General features: G+C 60.4%; 20 protein-coding genes. 7 read left to right on the top strand and 13 right to left on the bottom strand.

Translation table 11 applies throughout. The features are described from left to right. Positions 1-22: 22 nt before the first annotated feature. A complete protein-coding gene (locus tag FHT69_RS21310) occupies positions 23-550 on the bottom strand; it encodes a MarR family winged helix-turn-helix transcriptional regulator (protein ID WP_183905933.1) in 528 nt (175 codons plus the stop codon). Positions 551-665: 115 nt separating this feature from the next. Here FHT69_RS21310 and FHT69_RS21305 point away from each other — a divergent pair, with 115 nt between their 5' ends. After that, entirely contained in the window at positions 666-2,204 is a 1,539-nt protein-coding gene (locus FHT69_RS21305) for an MDR family MFS transporter (protein WP_183905932.1), read from the top strand. A gap of 387 nt (positions 2,205-2,591) precedes the next feature. Next, positions 2,592-4,136, top strand: coding sequence for a M48 family metalloprotease (locus FHT69_RS21300; protein ID WP_028756523.1), 1,545 nt, complete (start codon positions 2,592-2,594; stop codon positions 4,134-4,136). 153 nt (positions 4,137-4,289) lie between these two features. Here the strand turns inward: FHT69_RS21300 and FHT69_RS21295 are convergent, their stop codons facing one another. The 5 genes from FHT69_RS21295 to FHT69_RS21275 all read right to left on the bottom strand — a co-directional run bounded on the left by FHT69_RS21295 (position 4,290) and on the right by FHT69_RS21275 (position 10,920). After that, entirely contained in the window at positions 4,290-5,153 is an 864-nt protein-coding gene (locus tag FHT69_RS21295; protein ID WP_018244054.1) for an RNA polymerase factor sigma-32, read from the bottom strand. A 378-nt stretch (positions 5,154-5,531) separates the two neighbouring features. Next, positions 5,532-6,104, bottom strand: a complete 573-nt coding sequence (locus FHT69_RS21290; RefSeq protein WP_003543775.1) for a CarD family transcriptional regulator — start codon at positions 6,102-6,104, stop codon at positions 5,532-5,534. A gap of 667 nt (positions 6,105-6,771) precedes the next feature. After that, positions 6,772-7,110 carry a ferredoxin FdxA gene (gene fdxA / locus FHT69_RS21285; protein WP_007632346.1) on the bottom strand — a complete coding sequence of 113 codons (339 nt, stop codon included), beginning with the start codon at positions 7,108-7,110 and terminating at the stop codon, positions 6,772-6,774. A gap of 193 nt (positions 7,111-7,303) precedes the next feature. Next, positions 7,304-7,708 (bottom strand): RNA-binding S4 domain-containing protein, encoded by a 405-nt coding sequence (locus FHT69_RS21280; protein WP_028756524.1) that lies wholly within the window; start codon positions 7,706-7,708, stop codon positions 7,304-7,306. Positions 7,709-7,710: 2 nt separating this feature from the next. Beyond that, positions 7,711-10,920, bottom strand: coding sequence for a helicase-related protein (locus tag FHT69_RS21275; protein WP_028756525.1), 3,210 nt, complete (start codon positions 10,918-10,920; stop codon positions 7,711-7,713). Positions 10,921-11,727: 807 nt separating this feature from the next. Between FHT69_RS21275 and FHT69_RS21270 the strand changes: the two genes are divergently transcribed. The 3 genes from FHT69_RS21270 (at position 11,728) to FHT69_RS21260 (ending at position 12,519) form a co-directional block, all read left to right on the top strand. Beyond that, on the top strand, positions 11,728-11,883 hold the full coding sequence (locus FHT69_RS21270) for a DUF3309 family protein (RefSeq protein WP_017962528.1): 156 nt from the start codon (positions 11,728-11,730) through the stop codon (positions 11,881-11,883). Positions 11,884-11,910: 27 nt separating this feature from the next. Continuing rightward, a complete protein-coding gene (locus FHT69_RS21265; RefSeq protein WP_018244057.1) occupies positions 11,911-12,168 on the top strand; it encodes a YMGG-like glycine zipper-containing protein in 258 nt (85 codons plus the stop codon). A 192-nt stretch (positions 12,169-12,360) separates the two neighbouring features. Next, positions 12,361-12,519 carry a hypothetical protein gene (locus tag FHT69_RS21260; protein ID WP_168333622.1) on the top strand — a complete coding sequence of 53 codons (159 nt, stop codon included), beginning with the start codon at positions 12,361-12,363 and terminating at the stop codon, positions 12,517-12,519. 82 nt (positions 12,520-12,601) lie between these two features. On the opposite strand, the gene FHT69_RS21255 is transcribed toward FHT69_RS21260, so the two are convergent. Both FHT69_RS21255 and FHT69_RS21250 read right to left on the bottom strand, forming a co-directional pair. Continuing rightward, complete coding sequence (locus tag FHT69_RS21255) at positions 12,602-13,327, bottom strand: beta-ketoacyl-ACP reductase (RefSeq protein ID WP_028756526.1); 726 nt, start codon at positions 13,325-13,327, stop codon at positions 12,602-12,604. A gap of 71 nt (positions 13,328-13,398) precedes the next feature. After that, positions 13,399-14,580 (bottom strand): acetyl-CoA C-acetyltransferase, encoded by a 1,182-nt coding sequence (locus tag FHT69_RS21250; protein ID WP_028756527.1) that lies wholly within the window; start codon positions 14,578-14,580, stop codon positions 13,399-13,401. A gap of 239 nt (positions 14,581-14,819) precedes the next feature. On the opposite strand from FHT69_RS21250, the gene phaR reads away from it, so the two are divergent. Further along, positions 14,820-15,392 (top strand): polyhydroxyalkanoate synthesis repressor PhaR, encoded by a 573-nt coding sequence (gene phaR, locus FHT69_RS21245; protein WP_028756528.1) that lies wholly within the window; start codon positions 14,820-14,822, stop codon positions 15,390-15,392. Here phaR and FHT69_RS21240 read toward each other — a convergent pair. From FHT69_RS21240 to mtgA, 5 genes are all read right to left on the bottom strand, one after another. Further along, complete coding sequence (locus FHT69_RS21240) at positions 15,387-15,794, bottom strand: hypothetical protein (protein WP_028756529.1); 408 nt, start codon at positions 15,792-15,794, stop codon at positions 15,387-15,389. The genes phaR and FHT69_RS21240 overlap by 6 nt on opposite strands. Before the next feature lie 143 nt (positions 15,795-15,937). Further along, a complete protein-coding gene (gene rpmF / locus FHT69_RS21235; protein WP_003543812.1) occupies positions 15,938-16,123 on the bottom strand; it encodes a 50S ribosomal protein L32 in 186 nt (61 codons plus the stop codon). Positions 16,124-16,278: 155 nt separating this feature from the next. Continuing rightward, the gene (locus FHT69_RS21230) at positions 16,279-16,926 is read right to left on the bottom strand and encodes a glutathione S-transferase family protein (protein WP_183905931.1); all 648 of its coding nucleotides are present in this window, start codon (positions 16,924-16,926) and stop codon (positions 16,279-16,281) included. Between the two features lie 13 nt (positions 16,927-16,939). Then, positions 16,940-17,662 carry a DUF1868 domain-containing protein gene (locus tag FHT69_RS21225; protein WP_028756531.1) on the bottom strand — a complete coding sequence of 241 codons (723 nt, stop codon included), beginning with the start codon at positions 17,660-17,662 and terminating at the stop codon, positions 16,940-16,942. Positions 17,663-17,884: 222 nt separating this feature from the next. Then, the gene (gene mtgA / locus FHT69_RS21220; protein WP_183905930.1) at positions 17,885-18,637 is read right to left on the bottom strand and encodes a monofunctional biosynthetic peptidoglycan transglycosylase; all 753 of its coding nucleotides are present in this window, start codon (positions 18,635-18,637) and stop codon (positions 17,885-17,887) included. Positions 18,638-18,773: 136 nt separating this feature from the next. Between mtgA and FHT69_RS21215 the strand changes: the two genes are divergently transcribed. After that, positions 18,774-19,688, top strand: coding sequence for a polyprenyl synthetase family protein (locus FHT69_RS21215; protein WP_183905929.1), 915 nt, complete (start codon positions 18,774-18,776; stop codon positions 19,686-19,688). Positions 19,689-19,791 lie beyond the last annotated feature (103 nt).

Genomic DNA, 19,791 nt, shown 5'->3' with positions numbered 1-19,791 from the left:
GCGCCGAACGACGTGCCTCGCCTCAGCCCGGCGTATCCTTGTCGCGCGACAGGAAGACCGCCTCGTAACCGCCGATGAAACGCTCGAAAAGTATCGCGAAGCGATCGATATCTTCCTGCGGCCAGTCGGCGACGATCTCGGAGATGATCGCGAGCTTCTGCGCGACGATCTCGGCAAGCAGAGCCTGGCCGACCTCGGTCGTGACGACGACGATCCGCCGCGCGTCGGCCTGCGAGGCCTCGCGGCGCAGGACGTTCCGTCCGACCATGTCGGCCACCACGCGGCTTGCCCGTGACGGATCGATGCGCAGCATCTCCGCGATCATGCCGACCGTGACCTCGCCGGCGGGCTGCGCCCTCCGCACGGCATCGAGCACGTCGAGATGCGAAAGTTCAAGGCCCGGTGCGGCACTCTGGATCGCCAGCCGGCCGATCAGCCGCCGACCGGTCATCAATCGCATGCGCGCCATGCTGCGGCCGATACGAGGCACGTTTTCCTCATTCGGCGTGGCGGATTGCGCGGAAATGGTCTTGGTCAGCACGTCACTCATGACGAGACCATAACAGAGCCGATGCGGAATTTGAACATGCTGATGTCAATAATGTGCTGTTGACAAGTATATGCTGTTAGCACATAAAAGTCCATCAAACCCGGAATGACGCTCCATGGACATGCAACTCGCGCCTGCGCCGCTCGTGACGGATCCTCGTCGCCGGCTTATCCTGTTCTTCTTCCTGATGACGGCCATGTTCATGGCGACACTGGATAATCAGATCGTTTCCACGGCGCTGCCGACGATCGTAGGCGAATTCGGCCATCTTGAGCGCTTCGGCTGGATCGGTTCGGCCTATCTCCTGTCGCTGAGCGCCGTCATGCCGCTTTACGGCAAGCTCGGCGATCTCTTCGGCCGCAAATATGTGATGATGACGGCGATCACGATCTTCACCGTCGGCTCCGCGGTCTGCGGCCTTGCGGTCTCGATGGACACGCTGATCGCCGCCCGCGTGCTTCAGGGCCTTGGCGGCGGCGGCATCATGGTGTCGATCTTCGCCGTCAACGCCGATCTGTTCGAGCCGCGCGAGCGGGCACGCTATCAAAGCTATTCGAGCCTCGTGCTGATGGCATCCGGCGCGATCGGCCCGGTGCTCGGCGGTACGATGAGCGATCTCTTCGGCTGGCGCTCGATCTTCCTCGTCAATGTGCCGATCGGCTTCATCGTACTTGCCGGCCTTGCTTTCATGTTGCCGTACCGAAAACCGCATCGCCGGCCCAAGATCGATTATGCCGGTGCGCTCCTGCTTGCCATGACGACGACAAGCATCGTGCTTGCCACCGACAGCAGCGAACTGTTCGGCGCATTGATCTCACCCCAGAGCGTCGGCATCGTCGCCTTCGGTGTGATCTGTGCCGTCATCTGGGTTTTCACGGAGCGCCGCGCGCCGGAGCCGATCGTTCCCCTGCAGCTCTTTCGCAATTCGACCTTCAGCCTGCTCCTGGTGATCTCGATCATGGGCGGCGCCATCGCCATCGGCATGGTCAATTATCTCGCCCTCTTCCTGCAGACCACCACAGGCCTTTCACCGTCCGCCGCCGGCCTGCTCTTCATCCTCCTGACCGGCGGCCTCGTCTGCGGATCGTTGACGGCAGGCCGCATCATCTCGAGGACGGGGCGCTACAAGCCCTTCGCCATCGCAAGCCTCACCTGCAGCGCCACCGCCTTTGCGCTGTTGTCGCAGGTCCATGCGGGAACGCCGATCGCCTTCATCGGCGCGATCATGATGCTGCACGGTATCGGCATCGGCCTTGCCCAGCAGGTTCCCATCATCGGCGTGCAGAATGCAGCACCGGCCCGCGACGTCGGTGCGGCCACCGGCTCGGTGACGCTGTCGCGCATGGGAGGCGCTTCGATCGCCATCTCGATCTACGGCGCGATCATTGCCTCTGGGCTCGGCACGGTCGGCATTTCCATTCCCGGCGTCACCGATATCGAGCAACTGACGCCAAAGATGATGGCTGCCCTTCCCGAGCCAAGCCGCCAGGCCGTGGCCGATATCTATGCTGCCGCTTTCTCGTCGCTCTTCATGACCTCCTGCGCCATTGCACTGATCGGCCTTGTGGCTGCCATCATGCTGAAGCCAGTGCAATTGCCCCGCGCCGGCGAGACGGAGAAGCCGCAAGCGGCGACGGCGGAAGCTGCCGAATAGTCGAATCGCCCCGCGGAAATGCCTCACCAAGAGGCGCCCCCTCACAAAGAACATATTTCTGGTTGCGCTTTTCGCGCATGGCTGTCGCGGCCGCGCGGGTTAATTCAATCGGCCCGTTCTTTTTCCGCGCCGTTGACGAATCTCCGCTCTGTGACGGAACTTTCGCCATAATTTCATCCGAGCGAAGGGAGGCCTCAATGCCCGAGGCTTGCCAAAATGCAACGGCGCCACATTTAAACAGAGTCTCGCTATGCAACCGATGCGTAAATCAGCTACAGCAAGGACTTGTATCGGCCGATTGTGCAGCGCGAGATCAGGGGTGCGCACCTGTTGAATTCCCCTTGCCACGGTCGGTTTGAATCTGCGGCAAACCGGCAAAACAGCGATATGATGCGGAGAAACAGACTGGACAGCTTGACGACGTGGAAATCGCCCGCGCTTTCCAGTGATGCCATCTCCACGCCGCGGCGCTTCGCGCGTCGCCTGATGCTGCTTTCAGCCCTCGCAATGGCGCTGAATGGCTGTCAATCGCTGATCGACCAATCCTATCAGCCGAGTGTTTCGCCTTCTTCCAATCCGCAGATCGTCGACGAGGTGCAGAAGAACGACCCGCGCGCGGCGATGGGCGCCCGTGAGCATCCGCGCATCGTGGCAAGCTACGGCGGCGAATACAAGGATGCCAAGACCGAACGCCTCGTTGCCCGCATCGCCGGCGCGCTGACGGCGGTGTCGGAAAATCCGAGCCAGTCCTACCGCATCACCATCCTGAATTCGCCGGCGATCAACGCCTTTGCGCTGCCGGGCGGTTATCTCTATGTCACCCGCGGCCTGCTCGCCCTTGCCAACGACGCCTCGGAAGTCGCCGCCGTGCTGTCGCACGAGATGGGCCATGTGACGGCGAACCACGGCATCGAGCGGCAGAAGCGCGAAGAGGCTGAGGTCATCGCCAGCCGCGTCGTCGCCGAGGTGCTTTCCAGCGACATCGCAGGCAAGCAGGCGCTGGCCCGCGGCAAGCTGCGGCTCGCCGCCTTCTCCCGCCAGCAGGAGCTGCAGGCCGATGTCATCGGCGTGCGCATGCTCGGCGAAGCCGGCTACGATCCCTATGCCGCAGCCCGTTTCCTCGATTCGATGGCGGCATACAGCCGCTTCATGTCGGTCGATCCCGAAGCCGACCAGAGCCTCGACTTCCTGTCGAGCCACCCGAACTCCGCCCAGCGCATCGAGCTTGCCCGCACCCACGCCCGCGCTTTCGGCCAGGAAGGTTCCGTCGGCGACAAGGGCCGCGATTATTATCTCGATGGCATAGATGGACTGCTCTACGGCGACAGCCCGGAGGAAGGCTATGTGCGCGGCCAGACCTTCCTGCATGGCGGTCTCGGGATCCGCTTCGACGTGCCACCGGATTTCCACATCGACAACAAGGTCGAAGCCGTGATGGCCACCGGCCCGAACGACATCGCCGTCCGCTTCGACGGCGTCGCCGACAATCAGAACCAGAGCCTCACCAACTATATCTCCAGCGGCTGGGTGACCGGTCTCGACCCCTCGACCATCCAGCCGATCACCATCAACGGCATGGAAGCAGCCACCGCGCGCGCAAGCGCCGACCGCTGGGATTTCGATGTCACCGTGATCCGCAACAATTCGCAAATCTTCCGCTTCCTGACCGCCGTGCCGAAAGGCAGTGACGCCCTTGAGCCGACGGCCAATGTCCTGCGTGCGAGTTTCCGGCGTATGACGCCGGCAGAGGCAGCCTCGCTGAAGCCGCTGCGCATCCGCGTCGTCACCGTCCGGCCGGGGGAGAACATCTCAACGCTCGCCGCCCGCATGATGGGCACCGACCGCAAGCTCGATCTCTTCAAGCTCATCAACGCCCTGCCCACGGGCGCAGCCGTTTCACCGGGCGACCGCGTCAAGATCATCGCCGAATAAAAGAGGCCCGGCTTACGCCGGGCCAGTCTGTGCTGCTGGAGGGGACAAAGCATGTCGCGCAAAACTGTGCAGCGGTTTTACGATAACGACATGCGTAAAACAAAGACCTGAAGCGCGAGGAGCGAATCTGAAGGATCGCGACGCGCTTTGGGTTCAAGCATATGCGGCCATATGCGGATCGGCGCTAACGAGCGCGCTGCGAAGCTTCTCCATCGCCCGGCTTTCGATCTGACGCACGCGTTCCTTGGAAATGCCGAGGTCGGCGCCGAGTTCTTCGAGCGTGGCTCCGTCCTCCGCCAGACGCCGGGCACTGATGATCTTCATCTCGCGTTCGTTGAGATGTTTCAGCGCCGAGGCGAGCCAGACGCGGCGGCGCTCGCCGTCGATCATGTTGGAAACCTGCTCGTCCGGCAAGGGATCGTCACTGACGAGGAAATCCATCTTCTCCGCACTCTCGGCATCGCCGGAAACCGAAGGCGCCTGCAGCGAGGCATCGTTGCCAGAAAGCCTGGCATCCATGGTCTGTACATCGGCGAGGCTGACCCCGAGGGCAGCGGCGATTTCCTGGTGAATGGATTGCAGCGTCAGCTGCGTGTCACCCTTGGCGAGCTTGGCGCGCAGGCGACGCAGATTGAAGAACAGCGCCTTCTGCGCCGAACTCGTGCCGCCGCGCACGATCGACCAGTTGCGCAGGATATAATCCTGGATCGAAGCCCTGATCCACCAGCTTGCATAGGTCGAAAAGCGCACGTCGCGTTCCGGTTCGAAGCGGGCGGCGGCCTCCAGCAGCCCGACATAGCCCTCCTGCACGAGATCGCTCATCGGCAGGCCGAAGTTGCGGAACTTGCCGGCCATAGAGATGACCAGGCGCATATGGGCCATGGCGATCTGGTTGCGGGCACCGCGATCGTCGTGATCCTTCCAACGAGTGGCAAGATCGTGCTCTTCCTGACGGGCGAGATAGGGGGCGGCCATCGCGATTTTGATCATGCGCCGATCTGCAGACATGTTCTTCATTTCGATCTCCTGAAACAGGCCTCTCGCCCTAAAATGAACAATAAAACGCACCTTCCGGAACATCGTTGTTCCAGACTGAATGGGGTTCTGAATGCATAAAGGCCTCGCCCCTGGACTTTTCAGGGGGAGGCCCTATTTCTCATCATGTGCCGCTAAGACGGCCGGGCTGGACCTGTTTCTTCACGTTGCCGGATGGGCAATATTGAAAAGGCATGATCCGCTCCTCATCGAACATTGACGGAATAGCAGTTCGCCCGTCGAGGCCATTGCCCGCGAGCAGTCCGCAATTACGTGTGTTAAACGCGGCAGTCGGGAAAAAGTTCCAATAAAAAAACCCGGCGCGAAGGCCGGGTTTTTTGACAGGAAAACAGGCTCGCCTTATGCGGCTTCGTCCTGCGAATCGTCTTCTTCGATTGCCTTTCCGCGCTTCGGACCCTTGTTGAGATTGGTCTCGACGAGACGGACGGCTTCGGTTTCCGACATCTTGTTGACGGCGGCGATTTCGCGCGCCATGCGATCGAGCGCAGCCTCATAAAGCTGACGCTCGGAATAGGACTGTTCGGGCTGGTTCTCGGCACGATAGAGATCACGCACGACCTCAGCGATGGAAATCAGGTCGCCGGAATTGATCTTGGCATCATATTCCTGGGCGCGACGGGACCACATGGTGCGCTTGACGCGCGCCTTGCCCTGCACGACCTTCAAAGCACGCTCGACGAAATCCGTTTCCGAAAGCTTGCGCATACCGATGCTCATGGCCTTCGCGACCGGAACCTTCAGACGCATCTTGTCCTTCTCGAAATCGATAACGAAAAGTTCGAGCTTCATGCCGGCAACTTCTTGCTCTTCGATAGCGGTGATGGTACCGACGCCATGAGCGGGGTAGACGATCGATTCACCGGTCTTGAAGCCGTGACGTGCTGTAGAAGGCTTTTTCTGCTGAGTCGTCATTCTATTCAAAAACTCCCTGTTACGCATCCGGCGGCGGCCGGAGCCGGGTCAGTCAGGCCCGGGTGAGACGGTAGTATCCGTCGGGTGACTTCACTCTGGTCCTATCGGGCAAAAGCAAAGACTTTTTGCGCACGATCTTGGGACCCGGCGCTCAAAGCGTTGATATGTCACGGAAACCGCGTACGGATTTGTTTTGCTTTCGTGATGGTTTTGGGCATGCGTCATGCCACAAATGGAACAGTAGACAAAACCTATCATAAAAATATGAGGAAATCAATAATTTGCTTCGCTTGAGTCATGCGGGCAACACATGTCACCCATATGCCTCACGCAGCTTTTAGAGCCTTTCCTGGTCAGATTGAAGCATTCTGTTGGCTCAAACGGAGTCGGATGGTGACCGGCCGGCGCGCGTCGTAGCCCAGATCTACGGCCAAACCGGCCGATCGATCAGACGGCCCGCTTCAGCCAACCCTCTTGCAGATTTGCTTGGCAAATCTGCAAGACCTTAGAATCGCCGGACGCACCTGTTGCTTCGCCTGGCGAAGCAGTGCGGCCGGTGGGCCGGGCATCTCTATGCCAGGTCAGAATGCTGCAATCTGACCAGGAAAGGCTCCAAACGTTTCGCCCCGCCACCGCCCGAATCCGGAGGCCGAATGTGGGCGCTGTCTCAATCGCCGGAACCGGGCTTCTCGGAGAAATACTTCTCGAATTTTCCGGTCTCGCCATCCATTTCCTTGGCCTCAGGCAACGGCTCCTTCTTGACCGTGATATTCGGCCAGATCGTCGCATATTCGGTATTGATCTTCAGCCATTTATCGAGACCCGGCTCGGTATCGGGCTTGATCGCCTCGGCGGGACATTCGGGTTCGCAGACGCCGCAATCGATGCATTCGTCGGGATGAATAACGAGAAAGTTCTCGCCCTCATAGAAGCAGTCGACAGGGCAGACTTCCACGCAATCGGTGTATTTGCACTTGATGCAATTGTCGGTCACGACATAGGTCATGAAGAACTCCAGGATTTCCATGCGATGGGGCCGGGCAACCTGGAACGTCGCGCCTATCCCCGTGCCGGAGGAAAAGCGTGGGCAGGCTTGGGCGGCAAGCACGCTTCCGGCAGGTTGACAGTGACCTATCGGCTTTGGCGCCGGATTTCAAGGATAAACGATCTGCAAAAGCCGCCAGCGCAGACAGAGTTTTCTAATCCTCGTCCGACATCAGCCTGTCGATTGCACGTCTTTCCTTTTTGGTCGGACGGCCGGTACCGGTCGCCCGGATCGCCTGTTCGTAGGGCGTGAGACGTTTTGCCTCATCAGGCGGCGGCGATTGATCGTCATACAGCAGGCGCGCCTCCTCGTAAGGTCCCCGCCGCTCACCGGCGAGGCGCACCACGAGAACGACGTCGCGCCGTTCCAGCGTCATCTCGATACGGTCACCCGGCTTGACCATCTGGCTCGGATGGCTGCAGCGTTCGCCGTTGATGCGCACATGGCCGGATTGGATTTGGCTCTGCGCCAATGAACGCGACTTCACCATGCGCGCGAAGAACAGCCACTTGTCGATGCGCTGGCGCGAACCGCTTGTCGGCTGTGTCTCCGCGCTCATGATTACTTCTTCATCTGCTCCTTGAGAGCCGCGAGCTTGGCGAAAGGCGAATCCGGATCGATCGGCTTCTCCTTGCGCGGCGGCTTGGCCTCGAAGCGCAGCGGCTGCGAGCCGCCGCGATTGTTGTTGCGGTCGTTACGATCGTTGCGGTCACCGCGATCCTTGCGGTCACCACGGTCCTGCCGGTCGCCGCGCGGCTGATCGCCCCGTGGCTGATTGTTGCGATCGCCCCTTGCCTGCTGCGGCCGGCCGCCATCGCGACCGCCGCCGTCCTTGCCGCGATTGTTGCGATTGTTGTCACGGCCTTCGCCGCGATTGCCCTCGCCGCCTTCACCGCCGCCCGGCCGACGATTGCGGTCGCCGCGTTCCTGGCCCTGGCCGCCACGGCGTTCGCCATGCCCGCCGCGCGCCTGGCGCTGATTGTCGTTGCGGCCGCCGAGACGCCACAGAAGAACCGGCTTCGGTTCGACCGGCTCGCCGGCGTCCTCAGCAGCGGATACCGCCGTCTCGGCAGACGCTTCCACCGAAGCGGCTGTCTCGGCTGCTTCGACAGGAGCAGGGGTTTGGACCGTTTCGGCCACGGGCGCGTCGGCAGCCACGGGCGCCGCCTCGGTTGCGGGCGCTTCGGCAGCAGTCTCTTCCGCCGCCCCGTCGGCATCGTCGTGATCGGCCTTTTCGGCTGTCTCATCCGCCGACGTTTCCGCGGTGGCGGCGGGCACTGAGGCCGCATCCTGCGCCGCAAGATGTGCCGATGCCTCTTCCGCCTTCACGGCATCGGCGCGATAGCCGAGACCCTTGAGGATTTCTTCCATGTCCTCGAGCGTCGCACCAAGAATCGACAGCATAGCCGTCGTCGTCGTGAAACGGCGGCCGTCATAGGCGCCCTCCGGACGATTATTCTGACCGGGCTTCCACTGCAGCAGCGGACGGATGATGTCGGCAAGCCGTTCCAGGATGTCGATTCGCACGGCACGCTTGCCGAGGAACCGGAAGCCGGCGAGCTTATAGAACATCCGCTCGAAGCTCGGGTCGGTGACGACGGAGGTGCGGCCGGCGGCAAGCACGGGAATGAGATCGCCGTAGCCCGGTTTGTCGAGACCGTCGTTCTTCAGCGCCCAGAGCAGCGTGATGAGCTCGGCCGGCGCCGGCTTCAGAAGTGCCGGAACGAAGATATGATAGGCGCCGAAACGCACGCCGTAGCGGCGCATGGAGGCGCGGGCATCCTGGTCCAGCGACTTCACCTCCTCGGTCACGTCGCGTCGGAACAGCACGCCGAGATTTTCGACGAGCTGGAAGGCAAGCCCCTTGGCAAGACCCTGCAGATCCTCGGCGCGCGACAGATCATCGAGCGGTTTCAGCACCGTGCTGATATGATGGTTGACGAAGCGTTCGATGCGGGCCGCAACGTGATCCCGGGCATTGCCCGTCAACTGCTCGTCGGCCAGCAGAAGCACGCGCGGACGCATGACGTGATCACTGCCCGAAAGCCGCGCCACCGGGTCGCCCAGCCAACGAATCAACCCATCCGAGCCGATCGCCAGATCACTATTGCCGGCGGCATGCATCCGCGCCGCGCGGGCTTCGAATTCGAGCGCGAGCGCCTTCTGCGACGCAGCCTGAACCGCCTTGGCATCCGGTCCGTCCGTTCCCGCCACCGGCGTGAAACGGAATCCGCTCAATTGCCCTACATGATGTCCTTCAACGAAGACATCACCATTCACACTGATTTCAGCTTCCAGCATCGCATTCTCTCTCAGGCGCTTCATGAGCACAGATGTCCTGCGATCAACAAAGCGTTTCGTCAACCTTTCATGTAACGCGTCGGACAATCGATCTTCGATTTCCCGCGTCTTTTCCTGCCAGTGTGTCGGATCGGCAAGCCAGCCAGGCCGATTCGAAACGTAGGTCCAGGTCCTTATCTGCGCGATTCGCGCCGAAAGCGTGTCAATTTCCCCATCTGTCCGATCGGAGCGATGCACCTGCTCCGCGAGAAACTGCTCATTCACCGTGCCATAGCGGACGAGATCGGAAAAGAGGGTCGAGATAAGATCGGCGTGTTGCGCAGGAGTGATACGCCGGTAATCGGGAAGCGCGCAAGCCTCCCAGAGTTTTTCGACGCGCGCCGGCCTGTCGGCGAGATCGATGACCTCTGGATAACGCGAAAGCTGTTCCAGCGCCTGCTGGTCGACAGCAGGCAGCGCTCGCGTCAGTCCCGGCACGCGCGGTCCCGCCTCAAGGCTTGTCCGCAAGGATTGAATCGAGGAGAAGTCCATCTCCGTCGTGCGCCATTGCAAAACCTTGACGTTGTCGAATTCGTGCCCCTCGATACGTTGCACCAATTCATCGTCGAAGGGCGAGACCTGTCCGGTGACGCCGAAGGTCCCGTCCCGCACGTGCCGCCCGGCGCGCCCGGCGACCTGGCCGAGTTCGCCCGGATTGAGATTGCGGAACTGGTAACCGTCGAATTTCCGGTCTTGGGCAAAGGCGACGTGATCGACATCGAGGTTGAGGCCCATGCCGATCGCATCGGTCGCCACCAGATATTCGACGTCGCCCGCCTGATAGAGTGCGACCTGCGCATTGCGGGTGCGCGGGCTGAGCGCGCCGAGCACGACAGCCGCGCCGCCACGCTGGCGGCGGATGAGCTCGGCGATGGCATAGACCTCGTCGGCCGAAAACGCGACGATGGCAGAACGCTGCGGCAGCCGGGTGATCTTCTTCTGGCCGGCATAGAAAAGATGCGAAAGCCGCGGCCGCTCGACGACAGTGATGCCCGGCAGGAGCTGCTGCAGGATCGGCCGCATCGTCGCCGCGCCAAGCAGCAGCGTTTCCTCACGGCCGCGAAGATGCAGGATGCGGTCGGTGAAGATATGACCGCGCTCGAGATCGCCGGCGAGCTGAACCTCGTCGATGGCAACGAAGGCGGCCTTGGTCTCACGCGGCATCGCCTCGACGGTACAGACGGAAAAACGCGCATTGGGCGGCGAAATCTTTTCCTCACCGGTGACCAGCGCCACATTCTGCACGCCGACCTTCTCCACCACCCGCGTATAGACCTCGCGCGCCAGCAGCCTGAGCGGCAAGCCGATCACGCCGGTCCCGTGCGCGACCATGCGCTCGATGGCATAATGGGTCTTGCCGGTATTGGTCGGTCCGAGCACCGCGGTCACACCGCGTCCACTCAGAATCATCGGCTGCGAAGTCAGAGTCATGGGTCCATGCAAATGAGGCGGGTGGCCCCAGGAAAATCTCAGCCCCACGAGGGAAGCTAAAGAACACATGGACAGCTGCCGCCGCAAACGCAAGGGCAGATTTCAAAATGCACCGGGGATTACGACCTTTGCGAGTCTTGTGGAACGTCTGAATTCACGATTCGGAACAGCGTGAGAACGAATCAGCGACGAATCGCTGACTCCAGCTGATTCAGCTTTTGTTCACGGCTAAGTATTGATTTTGAATCACTTTTTCCCACTAGATGCTGAATCGCGAGACTCCCTCCCATTCGCATTTTCGCCGTCGTGAGCGACGATTCCCGCGCCGATTTTGAACAGGCGAGAGCGTCCCGAAATTAACCTCTCGACCAAAGCCGGAACGAATCGGAGACGAATCGCTGACTCCGCGGTTTTCGCCTTTCGTTCACGACCAAATCTGGTGGCATCACCAGGTCCGGACGCTAGATGCGGAATCGGCAGCGGAACTCTTCGCCCGCCTCCTGGCATAGGTATTAATCTTTTTGAAGCCGGATTCAGACAGCGTTAAGTCAAGGCGGCCAATCGCGATGGGTCGATCAAAAGCGGAACGAATCGCTGACGAATCGGCGACACCGCGGCTTTCCCTCTTTGTTCACCGCAACATATTGTATTTAAATGTAATTTTAACCATAGCGGCAATTTTCCGAGATGACGGAAATTAACCGTGAATCACGCCCTCGTCACATTTCCAAGCTTAACCGGGAACAAAAATCGCCAATGCGTGTTTCTGGTCCATCCAAATTGCGGATGAAATGAAGGAAACACACCATGCTTGGCACGATACTTCTAATTATCCTCATTCTGCTCTTAATCGGAGCCTTGCCGAATTGGGGTTACAGCCGTGGCTGGGGCTATGGACCTTCTGGCGGTTTGGGGCTAGTTCTCGTGATTATCATTATCCTTGTACTAATGGGCCGCATCTAAAGGCCAACGAACCTGGGGAGTTACGACATGATGAAGAAGATTGTTCTTATTGGTGCGCTGGTCGGCGCTCTGGCATCCTGCACAGCAACCGAGCAAGGTACGGCGATCGGCGCCGGCACCGGTGCGGTCATCGGCGGTGTCGTCACCAACAGCTGGGGCGGTGCCGCCGTCGGCGCCGTGGCCGGCGGTCTAACCGGCGCTCTCATCGGCCACTCGGTCGAACGCCGCGGCTACTGCGTCTATCGCGACCGCTACGGCCGCCGCTACGAGGCTCGTTGCCGCTAATCGGCAAAACCATATCGGACTCCCAACGGGCGCTTCTGCGCCCGTTTTTTTGGCCTGCCGCATCCGTCAACGAGACGTTGACAATCGGTTATGAAAGCCACACCTACTGCTACCCAACAGGCAGGCACATATTTCCTTCACCAGCGCAACGGACAGGCACAGCCGCCCGGCGCACCGGAAAGGAACGCTTTCATGATCCAGATTTTCCTGAATTCCCTTGTCGCCGTTCTCATCGCATCGGCCTTTCTGACGACTGCGATAACAGCCCTTAGCAGCCAGGATCGCTCGCTGCGGAAAGTACCGGTCAAGGTTCGGACAGAGCGGCAACCAAATGCCGACCGCCGCTCTTAATCCCGTAAATAATCAAAGCGATGGCGCGTCCTGCCGGACGCGCCATCGCTTTGAATCTGCGTATAACCGTTTAAAGGAATAATTAGGCGAAGAACTGTCCGCCATTGGCCGTCAGCGTCGAACCGGTGATGAAGCCGGCATCGTCGGAGACGAGGAAGGTGACGCAGCGCGCGATCTCTTCCGGCTCGCCGAGACGGCCGACGGGGATCTGCGGAATGATGCGTTCGTTCAGCACCTTCTCCGGCACGGCAAGCACCATTTCCGTGCCGATGTAACCGGGGCAGATGGCGTTGACGGTGATGTTCTTGGCTGCCCCTTCCTGGGCCAGCGCCTTGGTGAAGCCGAGATCGCCCGCCTTGGCCGCCGAATAATTCACCTGGCCCATCTGGCCCTTCTGGCCGTTGATCGACGAGATATTGACGATGCGGCCGAAGCCGCGATCGCGCATGCCGGTCCAGACCTGATGCGTCATGTTGAACAGGCCGGTGAGGTTGGTATTGATCACCTCGTGCCACTGCTGCGGCGTCATCTTGTGGAACATCGCGTCGCGGGTGATGCCGGCATTGTTGACGAGGATTTCGACCGGCCCGATCTCGCTTTCGATCCTGGCGATCCCTTCGCCGCAGGCAGCGTAGTCGGAAACATCCCATTTGAACACCGGAACGCCGGTGACATCGTGAAAGGCTTTGGCCTTCTCGTCGTTGCCGGCATAGCTGGCCGCGACCCTGTATCCGGCATTTTTCAGTGCCATGGATATTGCCGCGCCGATGCCGCGTGTACCCCCGGTGACCACAGCCACTCTGCTCATGCTTCGCTCCCCTTTTGTTTTTCGCCCCGCCGCATGGCGGGATTTTCAATCAATCCTGGATCGTATGCTATTTAAAGTGCTTCAAAGCACATGGCCACACCCATGCCGCCTCCGATGCAGAGCGTGGCGAGACCCTTCTTGGCGCCGCGGCGCTTCATTTCGAACAGCAGCGTGTTGAGAACGCGCGCGCCGGACGCGCCGATCGGATGGCCGATCGCGATCGCGCCGCCATTGACGTTGACGATCGCCGGGTCCCATCCGAGATCCTTGGTGACAGCGCAGGCTTGCGCCGCGAAAGCTTCGTTCGCTTCGACGAGATCGAGATCGTTCACCGACCAGCCGGCCTTTTCGAGCGCCTTGCGCGAAGCCGGGATCGGCCCGGTGCCCATAATGGAAGGATCGACGCCCGCCGTTGCCCAGGAAACGATGCGGGCGAGCGGCTGGATGCCGCGCCGGACGGCTTCCGCTTCGCTCATCAGCACCGCCGCAGCGGCGCCGTCGTTAAGGCCGGATGCATTCGCGGCCGTCACAGTGCCGTCCTTGTCGAAGGCCGGGCGCAATTTCCCCATCGCTTCCAGTGTGGCGCCGTGACGGATATATTCGTCGGCATCGACCGTAACGTCGCCCTTACGTGTCTTGATGACGTAGGGGATGATCTCGTCGGCAAAACGGCCGGCCTTTTGCGCCGCTTCCGCCTTGTTCTGCGAAGCCACGGCGAACTGATCCTGGTCGTCGCGCGACAGTTGCCACTGACGCGCGACATTTTCGGCGGTGATGCCCATGTGATAACCATGGAAGGCGTCGGTCAAACCGTCCTTGATCATCGTGTCGACCATCTTCATGTCGCCCATCTTGACGCCGCTGCGTAAGTGCGCGGCATGCGGGGCCATCGACATGGATTCCTGGCCGCCGGCAACGATGATCTTGGCGTCGCCGGTGGCGATCTGCTGCATGCCGAGCGCGACCGCGCGCAGGCCCGAGCCGCAGAGCTGGTTGACGCCCCAGGCAGTCGCCTCCTTCGGAATGCCGGCCTTTATCGCCGCCTGGCGGGCCGGGTTCTGGCCCTCGCCGGCGGCAAGCACCTGGCCGAGGATCACCTCATCCACCTCGCCGGCATCGACGCCGGCGCGCTCGAGCGCCCCCTTTATGACCGCCGCCCCGAGCTCATGCGCGAGGACCGTCGCGAAAGCGCCGTTGAACGAGCCGACTGCTGTTCGCCCTGCACTGGCGATGACGATGGATGAATTGCTCATGGGGACGCTCCTCGTTTTCGTCTCACTTACATAAGGAGAAACTGGCAAAGCTTGGAGCACAAGTCAAACGCGAAGACCGGCTGCCGCCATTTTTCAGCCGAAGCGCTCCCAAGCCCGATTCATCTGCTCTGTTAAAGGTTTGCCGCATCGCACAAAGAGATTGTCACCGGCCTTCTTTTGCGTTTACAGTCTCAAGTGGAGGAAGATCCATAAATCAGACGGGGGTTCAGGAGACTGATATGGCGAAGCATGAGGGTCAGATCGTTATCAAGAAATACGCCAATCGCCGCCTATACAACACCGGCACCAGCACCTATGTGACGCTGGAAGACTTGGCGGAGATGGTGAAGAAAGGCGAAGACTTCACCGTACAGGATGCAAAAAGCGGAGATGACATCACCCATTCGGTGCTGACCCAGATCATTTTCGAACAGGAATCGAAGACCGGCAACACGTTGCTCCCGATCTCCTTCCTGCGCCAGCTCATCACCTATTACGGCGACCAGATGCAGATGGTGGTGCCGAGCTTTCTCGAACATTCGATGCGCGCCTTCACCGAACAGCAGTCGCAGATGCGCGAGCAGGTGAACCGCGCCTTCGGCGAGACGCCGCTCGGCAAGAACCTGCAATTGCCGATGCAGATGGTCGAAGATCAGGTTCGCCGCAACACCGAGCTGTTTCAGCAGGCGATGCAGATGTTCTCGCCCTTCATGACGCCGCCTGCCAAGGAAAGCCGCAAGGCCGAGGCCAAGGATATCGATGAGCTGAAGGAACAGCTCCGCGCCCTTCAGAACAAACTCGACAACCTATAATCCGATCGAGACATCACGCCCGGCGCTCCGGATCGAGACGGCAAAACCGCCGATCACATCGATCAGGGCGATCGTCATCAAAATGAAGAATACCTGCGTCGCAGCATCCCGGACGAGCAGAAACTCGACCAGGAAGGCGATGAACACCAGCATCGACAACATATGGTTGACGAGATTGCCGGGGCCGGTTCTGGTCGCCTTGAGGATTTCGAAGAACAGCACGACAAGGGCGATGACGATGAACAGATCGCCGAGCGCCATGCTCCAGATCGCGCCCGAGATCATCGACAGCACGATGACATCATGCTGCAGGGCCGGAATGCCGCCATCGCCCATCAGGCCCAGCATCGCCAGATTGTAAAGAATAAACGGGATAATCATCAGCGGCATTGCGGCTATCATCGGCAGTCTCCTCAGCGCAAGAAGAATACTGCCGCAAACCGCTGCCAGACCGCAAGTCATTGCAAATATTATACCGTCGAAATAGAAAAGGCCGGCGTGACGCCGGCCTTGAAACTTTCGATCGGACAAGCCGGACCAGGAAATTATGCGCTTTCCTTCGGCGTCAGAACCTGGCGGCCGCGATACATACCGGTCTTCAGGTCGATATGGTGCGGGCGGCGCAGTTCGCCGGAGTTCTTGTCTTCGACATAGGTCGGAGCCTTCAGTGCATCTGCCGAACGGCGCATACCGCGCTTGGACGGGCTTGTTTTTCTCTTCGGTACAGCCATTTCTCTTACTCCACTTGCGGGCAAAACATTCCCACGGCCAGACTGGCGGCCGAAACGGACATGTCGCGATTTCGGAATTTGGCGCGCTTATACATGCAAGGGGTGGCCTTGACCAGTCCCCATGCGTATTTTTTGCGAAGCCGATGATTCCGGGCTCAGACTTCGTCTTCCGGCACGATCCAAGGCTCCGCGCGGGCCGCCTCTTCCCATTTTCGCCAGGCCGGATGCGCCTTCATGGTCTCCATATAGACCAGCGTATCGTTTCGGCTGACGAGATCATAAATGTCGAAGCGGTTGACGACGGGCGCAAACATCGCATCCGCCCCGCTGAACGCACCAAAGAGAAACGGTCCGCCGGATTGCTGCAACAGGTCGCGCCAGATTGTCTCGATGCGGCTGATATCGGCGTCGACACCATCCGGCAATGCGATCTTGGCCTTCGGCCGGCGGATATTCATCGGGCAGGCGTTGCGCAGCGCCCGAAAGCTCGAGAGCATTTCCATCGAAACCGAACGGGCAAGCGCCCGCTCGGCCCGATCCCCAGGCAGAAGGCCGGCCTCCGGATAAAGCTCGGCGGCGTATTCGATGATCGCCAGCGATTCCCAGATCTTCAACGCGCCGTGCTTGAGAAGCGGCACTCGCCCGGTCGGCGAAACCGCCTTGATATGGGGATTGCCACCAGGATAATCGAAGGGGATCAGCACTTCCTCGAAATCGATGCCGACGCCCGTCAGCGCCATCCAGGGCCGAAACGACCAGGAGGAATAGTTCTTGTTGGCGATATAGAGCGTCGGTTTGTCCATGGGCCTCCTCCGTTCAGGCTTCGAAATCAAAGATCAGCAATTCGTGGAAATGGTTCATATCCTCGAACACGCAGAATGCCGGCGGGGTAAGCTCGAAAACGGGAGCCTTGCGGCGGATATCCTCGGCCACGTCATCGAGCATCGCCTGCCAGCGCGGCAAGGCTTCGTCCTCAAGCCGTTCGACCGCATAGGCGAAGGTCATGTGGAACTTATAATCCTCGTGGTTCGGCTGGCGATAGCCGAGAAGATCGGCCAGCGCGTTGCGCCAGGCGCGCATGACCTTGCGGTCCGTCTCCGTCGCCCCGTCGACGAGCAGGCCCGACGGGCGAGCTTCGACGATCGCGACCCTGAAGGGGTCAGCCATCGAGAAACCTTCGAGCCTGGCCGCCATCAACTCGGTCATGTCTTCGATGGGCGTATCGAGCGGCAGATCGCCCGGCCAGCAATCCTGCCGGCGCCGGGTTTCGATGACGCCTTCGAAAAGTGTCATGTGAAGACTTGATATCGGCGTGAAGAGGAACTGCGGAGCCTCGGGCATGGCCAGATATGTCTCGCGCGCCTCGATCAGCGCCATCTGCGTCTGCGAACCCTTCTCGATATGGCAGACGATGGTGTTGCCGGCTTCCGGGAGAAAGCCGCCGATTTTGCGATAGCGGCTGCCGAGATGGGCGGGCGGGTTCGGATTGTGCGTCTTCGAATAAGAGAGAAGCTCGGGCGAAAATGTCGTGATGGTCATGGGCGAATCGGGGCTCTGGTTGGACTGCATCCGTCCATATGGCAGAACCAAGAATGTCAGATGACGCTTACCGCCTCTAGAGCATGATGCCGAAAAGTGTGCGCGGTTTTCTCATGACATCACGCTCTCACAATATAATTTAGAACAGGATTCAGATTTTAGGCCGCCCCTGGACTAAAATCATCCTGTTCTGACGACAAGTTCTGATGTCAATCTCTGATGTCAATCATAGATGCACTTGATGTAATCGCCCGAACCTTGCGCACGCCTCTCAATCACGCCGGCAAGCCGGCGAAGGCCGCGTCCGGGCTTGCCGGCATTGCGGTCGATCGGGTTCGGCAGCGAGACGGCTAGCAGCGATGCCTGGCGCCGCGTCAGCTTCGAGGCCGGCACCTTGAAATGATGCTGGGCGGCCGCCTCGATGCCGTAGATGCCGGGACCCCATTCGGCGATATTGAGATAGATTTCCATCAGCCGCCGTTTCGACAGGACGAAATCCGTGGCGACCGCGAGTGGAAGCTCCAGCGCCTTGCGCACGAAGGAGCGGCTGTTCCAGAGGAAGAGGTTTTTCGCCGTCTGCATCGGGATGGTGCTGCCGCCGCGCGTCGCCTGGCCTTTCAGCGTATCCTCGACCAGCATGCGCATTTCAGCCCAGTCGACGCCGCCGTGAAAGCAATATTGCCCATCCTCCGACATCATCACCGACTGCACCACGACCGGGGCGATGTGATCCAGCGACACCCATTGTCTGTCGTAACCGCGCAGCAGCAGGAGATCGCGCAGCATCAGCGTCGAGATGGGGTGAATGAAGGGCAGCAGATAGAAAAAGATCAACGCGTAGGGAAGGATCAGAAAGACCAGGACGGCAAGAACAATGCGTTTCAACACGCGCCGATCTCCGAACCGCCGATCTCCGAACCATTGCCGACGAACCGGCATGTCGACGCTGTCCTCTCTCTCCGGCGCTATATCCAATGTTCCCCAGTCCGATTTCGCTCCTCTCGTTCTCATAGCGCCTGTACAGAGCTTATGCCAGAGTGCGTGGTGAATCTTGCCGCTGTCATCGACAATTCCGTTGCAAGCCCAGGGGCGCTCATGCCAAACAGCGCCCATGGACGCGAACCGGGACACTTTCGAAACGAGGCTGAAGAACAACGCCCACGAGATCGAGGCGCTGCTCGACGCATTGCTTTCACCAAGCATCCTTTCCGATGAAATCGCCAGGCCCGAAAGGCTGCGCGATGCCATGCATTATGCCGTGCTGAACGGCGGCAAGCGGCTGCGCCCATTCCTGGTCGTCGAAAGCGCTGCCCTTCTCGGCGGCAACGCTGAGGCAGCACTTCGCGTCGGCGCGGCACTCGAATGCGTCCACTGCTATTCCCTCGTCCATGACGACCTGCCGGCCATGGACGATGACGACCTGCGCCGCGGCAAACCAACGGTACACATTAAATTCGATGAAGCGACCGCGATCCTCGCCGGCGACAGCCTGCTGACCTACGCCTTCGATATCGTCGCCGCGCCGGAAACGGCGCTTCCCGATACCAGCAAGGCATCGCTGGTGCTGGCCCTTGCCCGCGCCGCCGGTCTTGGCGGCATGACCGGCGGCCAGGCCCTCGATCTGGCAGCGGAAAAACAAGCCCCTGACGAGGCCGGCATCATCCGCCTGCAGGCGATGAAAACGGGCGCGTTGATCCGCTTCGCCTGCGAAGCCGGCGCCATCATCTCGGCAAGTGCGCCGGAAGACCGCCGCCGCCTGCGCGCCTTCGGCGAAAAGATCGGCCTTGCCTTCCAGCTGGCCGACGACATTCTTGACCTGACTTCGGACACCGAGACCATGGGCAAGGCGACCGGCAAGGACGCAGCCCGGGGCAAGGGAACGCTCGTCGCCCTGCGCGGTATGGAATGGGCCGAGCGCCAGCTCCACCAGCATGTCCGCGATGCCGAGGCGCTGCTTACCCCTTACGGCGCCCGTGCCTCGACCCTTACCGCTGCGGCGCATTTCATCGCCGACCGGAAGAGCTAGAGCAATTCCAGGAAAAGTGCGAAGCGGTTTTCCCAGGCAAAGCGCGAAGCGTTTTTACCGGGAATTACGTAAAACAAAGGAATAGAGTGGTTCTGCGCTTCCG

The organism is Rhizobium sp. BK008, from assembly GCF_014197345.1.
Lineage (GTDB): Bacteria > Pseudomonadota > Alphaproteobacteria > Rhizobiales > Rhizobiaceae > Rhizobium > Rhizobium anhuiense.
This window is presented reverse-complemented; position numbering and strand designations above follow the sequence as displayed.

Bases quoted from the DNA above. Each gene is read 5' to 3' on its own strand.
- FHT69_RS21310 (WP_183905933.1), bottom strand. From the start codon at position 550: ATGAGTGACGTGCTGACCAAGACCATTTCCGCGCAATCCGCCACGCCG.
- FHT69_RS21305 (WP_183905932.1), top strand. From the start codon at position 666: ATGGACATGCAACTCGCGCCTGCGCCGCTCGTGACGGATCCTCGTCGC.
- FHT69_RS21300 (WP_028756523.1), top strand. From the start codon at position 2,592: ATGATGCGGAGAAACAGACTGGACAGCTTGACGACGTGGAAATCGCCC.
- FHT69_RS21295 (WP_018244054.1), bottom strand. From the start codon at position 5,153: ATGAAGAACATGTCTGCAGATCGGCGCATGATCAAAATCGCGATGGCC.
- FHT69_RS21290 (WP_003543775.1), bottom strand. From the start codon at position 6,104: ATGACGACTCAGCAGAAAAAGCCTTCTACAGCACGTCACGGCTTCAAG.
- fdxA (WP_007632346.1), bottom strand. From the start codon at position 7,110: ATGACCTATGTCGTGACCGACAATTGCATCAAGTGCAAATACACCGAT.
- FHT69_RS21280 (WP_028756524.1), bottom strand. From the start codon at position 7,708: ATGAGCGCGGAGACACAGCCGACAAGCGGTTCGCGCCAGCGCATCGAC.
- FHT69_RS21275 (WP_028756525.1), bottom strand. From the start codon at position 10,920: ATGACTCTGACTTCGCAGCCGATGATTCTGAGTGGACGCGGTGTGACC.
- FHT69_RS21270 (WP_017962528.1), top strand. From the start codon at position 11,728: ATGCTTGGCACGATACTTCTAATTATCCTCATTCTGCTCTTAATCGGA.
- FHT69_RS21265 (WP_018244057.1), top strand. From the start codon at position 11,911: ATGATGAAGAAGATTGTTCTTATTGGTGCGCTGGTCGGCGCTCTGGCA.
- FHT69_RS21260 (WP_168333622.1), top strand. From the start codon at position 12,361: ATGATCCAGATTTTCCTGAATTCCCTTGTCGCCGTTCTCATCGCATCG.
- FHT69_RS21255 (WP_028756526.1), bottom strand. From the start codon at position 13,327: ATGAGCAGAGTGGCTGTGGTCACCGGGGGTACACGCGGCATCGGCGCG.
- FHT69_RS21250 (WP_028756527.1), bottom strand. From the start codon at position 14,580: ATGAGCAATTCATCCATCGTCATCGCCAGTGCAGGGCGAACAGCAGTC.
- phaR (WP_028756528.1), top strand. From the start codon at position 14,820: ATGGCGAAGCATGAGGGTCAGATCGTTATCAAGAAATACGCCAATCGC.
- FHT69_RS21240 (WP_028756529.1), bottom strand. From the start codon at position 15,794: ATGATAGCCGCAATGCCGCTGATGATTATCCCGTTTATTCTTTACAAT.
- rpmF (WP_003543812.1), bottom strand. From the start codon at position 16,123: ATGGCTGTACCGAAGAGAAAAACAAGCCCGTCCAAGCGCGGTATGCGC.
- FHT69_RS21230 (WP_183905931.1), bottom strand. From the start codon at position 16,926: ATGGACAAACCGACGCTCTATATCGCCAACAAGAACTATTCCTCCTGG.
- FHT69_RS21225 (WP_028756531.1), bottom strand. From the start codon at position 17,662: ATGACCATCACGACATTTTCGCCCGAGCTTCTCTCTTATTCGAAGACG.
- FHT69_RS21215 (WP_183905929.1), top strand. From the start codon at position 18,774: ATGGACGCGAACCGGGACACTTTCGAAACGAGGCTGAAGAACAACGCC.